Raw genomic sequence first — 1,764 nt, forward strand, 5'->3', positions numbered from 1 at the left:
AACTGTATACTTTTGAGCATTTCAAGTTGATTAAGTGCTTAAAATTATGGGGTTTTGACACCATAATCATAGTATTATTATTCTATTTTTACCGCCTCTATCCTCCTATCAAAGCCGTTAAAAGTTAATACTTTCGCTCATTACTTAAGTGCCATAACGTTAAAGCTGATTATTTTTCAAATAAAAACTCTATGGGCGCAAGCGCCCTAAGCCACTAGAGTAAATGGTTTTATCGTATAATTAATATAAGGTAGTATAAAGCCGATCTTTTTCTGGGATTTGCCGATCCTGTAATAAAAACTGGTTGAGTTGATCATTTTTGCGATAAGCCAATTACGCCAAAGAGCGTGGAAATAAAATGACAAATAAACATGATGAACTCTTCTACCTTAATTTACTTTAGAGGTGAGAAACATGGAAGTCATGGTGGAGACCTGTTGTGGAATTGATGTGCATCAAAAATCAATTACCTGTTGTATTTTAGACGGTCCTTTGGACACTGCCAAACCGAAGAAAGTAATTCGAACCTTTGGGACAAGAACTTTTGAATTAAGAGAGGCTTTGAGTTGGATGATTGACCACGGGGTCACGGATCTTTTTATGGAAAGTACGGGTCAATATTGGGTACCTGTTTTTAATATTTTTAGTGACTCTGACATCCATCAAATGCTTTGTAATGCTGAACACGTCAAGAATGTCCCCGGACGTAAAACAGATGTGAAAGATGCGGAATGGTTGGCTCAACTGGGACGGGTCGGATTACTCCGTTCATCTTACATTCCGACGCCTGAAGTTGGGCAGCTTCGGCTACTCACTCGTCGGCGTAAGGCCTATGGCCAAAAATTAACACAAACCAAAAATGAAATGCATAATATTCTCCAACGAGGGAATATTAAATTAACCAGTTTTCTATCCGATATTTATGGAACAACTGGCCTTCGTTTAATCGAATTATTTGTGGACGGAGAAGTGCTTACTCTTGAAAGGGTTGAGGCTTGTCGGCACGGAAGAGTGAAAGCTTCTGCCGAGGATTTACTACTCGCCATGGATGGTAAATTATCTTTTAATGACCGCTTCCTATTAAGTGAATCATTGGAAGAGTTTTATTTTTATACAAAGAAAGTTAATCGAATTAAAGCGGTTATTAAAGAATACGCTCTACAGTATTTCCCACTTGAATACGGACTCCTACAAAAAATTCCGGGCATCAATGAGGAAAGTGCAGCTGTTATTCTCGGAGAAATTGGTCCAAATGTAGAGGCCTTTGAATCAGCTGGACACTTAGCTTCTTGGGCAGGGTTGTCGCCAGGATCGTATGAAAGCGCAGGGAAAAGCTATTCGTCTCGTACAACACGAGGAAACAAATATTTAAAATCTGCATTGGTCACCAGTGGTGGCATCGCTGGGAATTCAAGGGATCGACCATTCAGTTATAAGTATCATGTTGTTTTTCAACGAACTGGGAAGAAACTACTCGCGAGAGTAGCTTGTGCCCATAAATTGATTCGTATCATCTACAAAGTCTTAAACGAAAAAGTTGAGTATAACGCAGAAAGAGCCCTCGGGTTGCGGCAACAACACAAGAGCTCAATCCAAAATTAAATTTTTTTAGTCAATCACATTATAACATGGGTAGTGCTTTTTTGCGTTTTTTTACATAATTATTTACAAATAAAAAGCCCCCTAATAAATTAGGAGACTGCTGAAAAACCCCTATTCTACCTATGATTTCAATAGATAGAATAGGGGGTTTTTAGTATAATA

The 1,764-nt window shown here is 38.4% G+C and carries 1 protein-coding gene; it reads left to right on the forward strand.

What is annotated here, in order from left to right:
• The first annotated feature begins 414 nt into the window (after nt 1-414).
• Entirely contained in the window at nt 415-1,602 is a 1,188-nt protein-coding gene (locus tag ABDZ53_RS01235) for an IS110 family RNA-guided transposase (protein WP_343753179.1), read from the forward strand.
• Nucleotides 1,603-1,764 lie beyond the last annotated feature (162 nt).

This window comes from Alkalibacterium iburiense, from assembly GCF_039521845.1.
GTDB classification, from domain to species: Bacteria; Bacillota; Bacilli; order Lactobacillales; family Carnobacteriaceae_A; genus Alkalibacterium; species Alkalibacterium iburiense.

Excerpts from the sequence above, each read along its gene's own strand:
- ABDZ53_RS01235 (WP_343753179.1), top strand. The coding sequence starts at position 415 with ATGGAAGTCATGGTGGAGACCTGTTGTGGAATTGATGTGCATCAAAAA.